This window comes from Kitasatospora sp. NPDC001539, from assembly GCF_040298565.1.
GTDB lineage: Bacteria > Actinomycetota > Actinomycetes > Streptomycetales > Streptomycetaceae > Kitasatospora.
This window is the reverse complement of the sequence record NZ_JBEPAK010000322.1, coordinates 1-6,651: the sequence shown is the minus strand read 5'-3', so window position 1 is coordinate 6,651 and position 6,651 is coordinate 1. Positions and strand designations below refer to the sequence as shown.

Annotated in this window: 4 protein-coding genes and 1 pseudogene; 3 read left to right on the top strand and 2 right to left on the bottom strand. The window is 70.7% G+C overall.

What is annotated here, in order from left to right:
• Positions 1–233: 233 nt before the first annotated feature.
• Positions 234–1,025 (bottom strand): VOC family protein, encoded by a 792-nt coding sequence (locus ABT247_RS30510; protein WP_350749009.1) that lies wholly within the window; start codon positions 1,023–1,025, stop codon positions 234–236.
• Between the two features lie 250 nt (positions 1,026–1,275).
• On the opposite strand from ABT247_RS30510, the gene recD2 reads away from it, so the two are divergent.
• The 3 genes from recD2 to ABT247_RS30495 all read left to right on the top strand — a co-directional run bounded on the left by recD2 (position 1,276) and on the right by ABT247_RS30495 (position 6,297).
• The gene (gene recD2 / locus ABT247_RS30505) at positions 1,276–3,519 is read left to right on the top strand and encodes an SF1B family DNA helicase RecD2 (protein ID WP_350749006.1); all 2,244 of its coding nucleotides are present in this window, start codon (positions 1,276–1,278) and stop codon (positions 3,517–3,519) included.
• Between the two features lie 225 nt (positions 3,520–3,744).
• The gene (locus ABT247_RS30500) at positions 3,745–5,034 is read left to right on the top strand and encodes a citrate synthase (RefSeq protein ID WP_350749003.1); all 1,290 of its coding nucleotides are present in this window, start codon (positions 3,745–3,747) and stop codon (positions 5,032–5,034) included.
• Positions 5,035–5,577: 543 nt separating this feature from the next.
• Complete coding sequence (locus ABT247_RS30495; protein WP_350749000.1) at positions 5,578–6,297, top strand: SDR family NAD(P)-dependent oxidoreductase; 720 nt, start codon at positions 5,578–5,580, stop codon at positions 6,295–6,297.
• A 109-nt stretch (positions 6,298–6,406) separates the two neighbouring features.
• Here ABT247_RS30495 and ABT247_RS30490 read toward each other — a convergent pair.
• Positions 6,407–6,651, bottom strand: a pseudogene (locus ABT247_RS30490) (heavy metal translocating P-type ATPase); the annotation flags it as partial.

Below are 6,651 nucleotides of genomic sequence, written 5' to 3'. Positions count from 1 at the left end.
CGCCGAACAATTCTTCTGAGAAGGCCCTGCCCGGGTTCCCGGGCGGGGCCTTTTCGCATTTCCGGGGCCGGTGGAATCCGAGCTGGGCCGGGCCGCCGGAACAGCCGTGTGAAGCGTTGCCGGAACGTCGAGGCGCCCGCCAGGTCCCACCTGCCTCGTCTACGCCCGTAGCGCCCCTTCGCGGCCCTTCTCGGGGGCCGATCCGGCGACCCCGGGAAGCGGCCGGCGCGACGTCACTTGGCGGCCGGTGCACTCGTGATGACGGCGAAGACCGCGTCCTGAGGGTCGATCAGTTGGGCGAGGCGGCCGACGCCGTGGACGTCCGTGGCTGGGATCCGCACCTTCGCGCCGAGGCGGTCGGCGATGGCGAGGCTGGCGTCCACGTTGGGGACCTCGAAGTAGGGGAGCCAGTGCGAGCCGGTGCCGCGCGCGGTGTGCTCGGGAGCGAGCTGCATGATGCCGCCGTGAGAGTCCTCGCTGCCGCCGCCGGCCGGGGTGAGGACGGTGTAGGTCGATTCGCCGAACGGGACGTCCTGCTCCTGCCAGCCGAAGACGGTGCGGTAGAAGGCCTTGGCCCGCTCGGCGTCGACGCTGTAGCACTCGGCCCAGCAGAGGCTGCCCTCGTCGTTGACGAGGTCCAGGCCGCGGGTGTCGTGCGGCTGCCAGACGGCGAAGTCGGCACCGGTCGGGTCGGTGTAGCCGGCCATCCGTCCGGCGGTGAAGACGTCGAAGGGCGGGAACCGGACGCGCCCGCCGGCCTGTTCGACGAGTTCGGTGGTGCGGTCGGCGTCGGCGGTGGCGAAGTACAGGGTCCAGCCGGGGCCGGAGTCCTCGTCGGCGAGCGGTCCGAGGGCGGCGACCGTGCGGCCTTCGAGCTGGAAGAAGCCGTAGCCGCCGGCCTCGGGGCCGGCCGAGTCGAAGGTCCAGCCGAACAGGGCGGCGTAGAAGTCGACGGAGGCGTCGGTGTCGGGGCTGCTGAGGTCGAGCCAGTCCGGGGAACCGGGACGGAAGGCGGTGTTGAGCATGGCGGCACTGCTCCTCGGACGGGGCCCGTGCGGGGGCGGGCGTGGTCGGCACCCCCTCTGGACCTTCCAGCCTGGCACCGGTGCAGGGGCGGCGCACGGCAGGTCGGTCCCTCCGGGGCCCCGGCGCCTTCCGACGTCCCGGGCGCTTCCCCGTCGTCCCGGCGGTTTCCGCGCGTTCCGGGTTGTCGGTGCGGAGCGGTACGGTGCGTGACGGAACAGTCCACCCGTACCGGTCGAAGAGGGGGCTCCGGTGGGCAAGCAGCCGTCGTCGGGGCAGCAGACGCAGCAGGTGCCGCGCCAGTTGGCGCAGGTCGAGGGCGTGCTGGAGCGGATCACGTACGCCAACGAGGAGACCGGCTACACCGTGGCCCGGGTGGACACCGGCCGGGGCGGGAACGACCTGCTCACCGTCGTGGGCGCGCTGCTGGGGGCGCAGGTCGGGGAGTCGCTGCGGTTGCACGGCCGTTGGGGTTCGCACCCGCAGTACGGGCGGCAGTTCACGGTGGAGAACTACACGACGGTGCTGCCGGCCACCGTGCAGGGGATCCAGCGGTACCTCGGGTCGGGGCTGATCAAGGGGATCGGACCGCGGTTCGCCGAGCGGATCGTGGAGCGCTTCGGGGTGGACACCCTGGAGGTGATCGAGAACGAGCCGGGCCGGCTGATCGAGGTGCCGGGGCTGGGCCCGAAGCGGACGAAGAAGATCGCGGCGGCCTGGGAGGAGCAGAAGGCCATCAAGGAGGTGATGGTCTTCCTGCAGGGGGTCGGCGTGTCGACCTCGCTGGCGGTGCGGATCTACAAGCAGTACGGCGACGCCTCGATCGGTGTGGTCAGGAACGAGCCGTACCGGCTGGCCGCGGACGTGTGGGGCATCGGCTTCCTGACGGCGGACCGGATCGCCCAGGCGGTGGGCATCCCGCACGACAGCCCGGAGCGGGTGAAGGCCGGGTTGCAGTACGCGCTGTCGCAGAGCAGCGACCAGGGCCACTGCTACCTGCCGGAGGAGCGGCTGATCGCGGACGGCGTGAAGCTGCTGCAGGTGGACGTGGGGCTGGTGATCGACTGCCTGGCCGAGCTGGTCGCCGCGGAGGGGGTGGTGCGCGAGACGGTGCCGGGGGAGGCGGGCGAGCCGATCACCGCGGTGTACCTGGTGCCGTTCCACCGGGCGGAGATCTCGCTGGCCAACCAGTTGCTGCGGCTGCTGCGTTCGGATGCCGACCGGATGCCGTGGTTCGCGGGGGTGGACTGGCCGGTGGCGCTGGAGTGGCTGGCGAAGCGGACGGGGGCGGAGCTGGCGCCGGAGCAGGAGCAGTCGGTGCGGCTGGCGCTGACGCAGAAGGTCGCGGTGCTGACGGGCGGGCCGGGCTGCGGGAAGTCGTTCACGGTGAAGTCGATCGTGACGCTGGCGCTGGCCAAGCGGGCGAAGGTGGTGCTGGCGGCGCCGACCGGCCGGGCGGCGAAGCGGCTGTCGGAGCTGACCGGGGTGGAGGCCTCGACGGTGCACCGGCTGCTGGAGCTCAAGCCGGGCGGGGACGCCGCGTACGACCGGGACCGTCCGCTGGACGCGGACCTGGTGGTGGTGGACGAGGCCTCGATGCTGGACCTGATCCTGGCGAACAAGCTGGTCAAGGCGGTGCCGCCGGGTGCTCACCTGCTGTTCGTGGGGGACGTGGACCAGCTGCCCTCGGTCGGTGCGGGGGAGGTGCTGCGGGACCTGCTGGCGGAGGGCGGGCCGATCCCCTCGGTGCGGCTGACCAGGATCTTCCGGCAGGCGCAGCAGTCGGGCGTGGTGACGAACGCGCACCGGATCAACGAGGGCAAACCGCCCCTGACGGAGGGTCTGACGGACTTCTTCCTGTTCGTCGAGGACGACGCGGAGCGGGCGGCCGGGTTGACGGTGGACGTGGTGGCGCGTCGGATCCCGCAGAAGTTCGGCTTCGATCCGCGCCGGGACGTCCAGGTGCTGGCGCCGATGCACCGGGGCCCGGCCGGCGCGGGGAACCTGAACACGCTGCTGCAGGCGGCGGTGACGCCGGCCCGGGAGGGGGTGGCGGAGCGGCGGTTCGGCGGGCGGACGTTCCGGGTGGGGGACAAGGTCACCCAGGTGCGCAACAACTACGACAAGGGGCGGAACGGCGTCTTCAACGGCACAGTGGGAGTGGTGACGGCCCTCAGCCTGGACGACCAGCGGTTGACGGTGGTCACCGACGAGGACGAGGAGGTGGTGTACGACTTCGACGAACTGGACGAGCTGGCCCACGCGTACGCGGTGACGATCCACCGCTCGCAGGGCAGCGAGTATCCGGTGGTGGTGATTCCGGTCACCATGTCCGCTTGGACGATGCTCCAGCGAAATCTGCTCTACACCGCGGTGACCAGGGCACGAAAACTCGTGGTGCTGGTCGGGTCACGGAAGGCGATCGCGCAGGCCGTACGGGCCGTCAGTGCAGGTCGGCGGCATGCGGCGCTCGATCATCGGCTTGCTTCTGGATGATTATCCGACAGGATGGTTGCCTCTAAGGTTCTCTTGACGTGAAGAGATTTACGGCAGAGCCTAGGGTGGTGCCGATCTTGTCCGGTTCGTACCGGCTGCGGCAGCAGGTTTTGTAGGGGCGGGCCCTTCCGGGCCACCCCGGGTGCGCGGCTGTCCCTCGGATGGGGGATGGTAGAGACAGTCAGGGCACCTTGGAAGAGGATTCATTTCGTCGGTGAGGAAGACGTGAGCGACAACTCGGTAGTACTGCGGTACCAGGACGGCGAGTACGAGTACCCCGTCGTCGAGAGCACTGCGGGCAACTCCGGCTTCGACATCTCGAAGCTGCTCCCGCAGACCGGCCTGGTCACCCTGGACAACGGCTTCGGTAACACCGCCGCGTACAAGTCCGCGATCACCTTCGTGGACGGTGACAACGGCATCCTTCGGTACCGCGGCTACCCGATCGAGCAGCTCGCAGCGCAGGGCGGCTTCATCGAGACCGCGTACCTCCTGATCAACGGCGAGCTGCCGACCGCGGACCAGCTGGCGGAGTTCAACCGCGAGATCACCCAGCACACGCTGCTTCACGAGGACGTCAAGCGCTTCTTCCAGGGCTTCCCCCGGGACGCCCACCCGATGGCCATGCTGTCCTCGGTGGTCGGCGCGCTCTCCACGTTCTATCCGGAGAGCCACAACCCGTTCGACGCGGCCCAGCGCCACCTGTCGACCGTCCGACTGCTGGCCAAGCTGCCGACGATCGCCGCGTACGCGTACAAGAAGGCGATGGGCCAGCCCTTCGTCTACCCGCGCAACGACCTGAGCTACGTCGAGAACTTCCTGCGGATGACCTTCGCCGTCCCCGCCGAGGACTACGAGCTCAACCCGGTCATCGTCAACGCCCTGGACAAGCTGCTCATCCTGCACGCGGACCATGAGCAGAACTGCTCGACCTCCACCGTGCGCCTGGTCGGCTCCAGCCACGCCAACCTCTTCGCCTCGATCTCGGCCGGCATCTCGGCCCTGTGGGGCCCGCTGCACGGCGGCGCCAACCAGGCCGTGCTGGAGATGCTGGAGGGCATCCAGAAGGACGGCGGCGACGTCGACTCCTTCATCGCGAAGGTCAAGAACCGCGAGGCCGGCGTCAAGCTGATGGGCTTCGGCCACCGCGTCTACAAGGCCTTCGACCCGCGCGCCGCGCAGGTCAAGCTGCTCGCGCACGAGGTCCTCGGCCAGCTCGGCAAGAGCGACGAGCTGCTGGACATCGCGCTCAAGCTGGAGGAGCACGCCCTCAAGGACGACTTCTTCATCTCGCGCAAGCTGTACCCGAACGTGGACTTCTACACCGGCCTGATCTACCGCGCCATGGGCTTCCCGACCAGCATGTTCACCGTGCTGTTCGCCCTCGGCCGGCTGCCCGGCTGGATCGCCCACTGGCACGAGATGATCAACGACCCGACCAGCCGGATCGGCCGTCCGCGCCAGATCTACACCGGCACCGCGATCCGCGACTACGTCGAGCTCGACCAGCGCTGACGCGCCCCGGACGAACGAGGAGGGGCCCGGCCGCTGCTGAGCGGACGGGCCCCTCCGGCGTCCCCACGGCCCGGACCCGGAAGGGCCCGCACGGGGACGGAACCGTACGGCGCACGACTCCGGGGGCGGCCGCAGCCGGGGACGGCCGCTCAAAGCGTCCCTGACCCGCCGCAACCCCGGCGCCGTGCGCGAAGGCCGCCGAGAACACCGACGACCGTTCCCGGGGCCCGCCGGAGCCCCGTCGGCGACAGCTTTCGGATGAGGGACGCGTTGCCGTTGATCGCGCCCCGGCCCGTCGGAAAACTGCCGCACTACCAACCTAAGACGTACCAGGGGGCGAGAAGTTACGCCCGGGGGGTGTGAGCTGCCTCTCGCCACGCTCCGTAGGCGCCTCGTTCCGCGCCCATACCACACCTTCCCGCGCGCCCGACGTCACCCTCCCCGCAGTCACGGCAACCGAGCGTGATAGGAATCGTGGCATTCCGGTACGGACCGTCGCGCACCCTTGCCGCGCGGCGGCAGAACTGGGGAGGGAGTGCGCAGATGGCCAGGAACGTCGTCGTCACCGGCGGTGGCACGGGAATCGGGTACGAAGTCGCGCGGCGGTTCGCCGAGGCGGGCGAGCACGTGGTGATCGTCGGCCGGCGCCGTGAGGTCCTGGAGAAGGCCGCGGCCGACCTCGGACCGAACGTCACTCCGCTGGTGTGCGACCTCGCGGACCCGGACGCGGTCGAGGCGGCGCTCGACGAACTGCCCGAGCGGATCGACGTGCTGGTGAACAACGCCGGCAGCCGGGAGACCGTCGCCGGCGGCGGACCGCACGCCCTGCTGGCCCGGTGGCGCGGTGACTTCGAGCGCAACGTGCTGACCGTGGTGCTGCTCACCGAGTCGATCCGGGACCGGCTCACCCCCGGCTCCGGCCGGGTGGTCACCGTCAGCTCCATCGCCGCCCTGCGCGGGGCCGGCTCGTACGGTGCCGCGAAGGCCTCGCTGCACGCGTGGAACCACTTCCTGGCGGCCCAGTTGGGCACCTCGGGGATCACCGCCAACATCGTCGCGCCGGGGACGGTCAGTGGCACCGAGTTCTTCGGTCCGCGGCTGGACGAGGCCGAGGTGGCCCGCCGGGCGGCGCGCACGCTGCTCGGCCGGATCGGCGAGAGCGGCGAGGTCGCGGCGGCGGTGCACTTCCTGGCCTCGCCGGAGGCCGGGTTCATCACCGGCGAGATCCTGCACTGCAACGGCGGCGAGCTGCTGGGGCGTTGAGGCACAGCGAGGGGCCGGGACCGCTGGGTACCGCGGTTCCGGCCCCTCGTGCTTGCCCCGGCCCGGGGGTCGCCCCAGGTGCGGGGCGCCCCGGATCCGGGCTGGGTGGTCAGGCGCTCGCGGCGGGTCGGAAGCGGCGGAGCCGGAGGCTGTTGGTGACCACGAAGACCGAGGAGAAGGCCATGGCGGCGCCGGCGATCATCGGGTTGAGCATTCCGGCCGCGGCCAGCGGCAGGGCGGCGACGTTGTAGCCGAACGTCCAGAAGAGGTTGCCCCGGATGGTGGCGAGGGTGCGGCGGGAGAGCCGGATGGCGTCGGCGGCCGCGCGCAGGTCGCCGCGGACCAGGGTGAGGT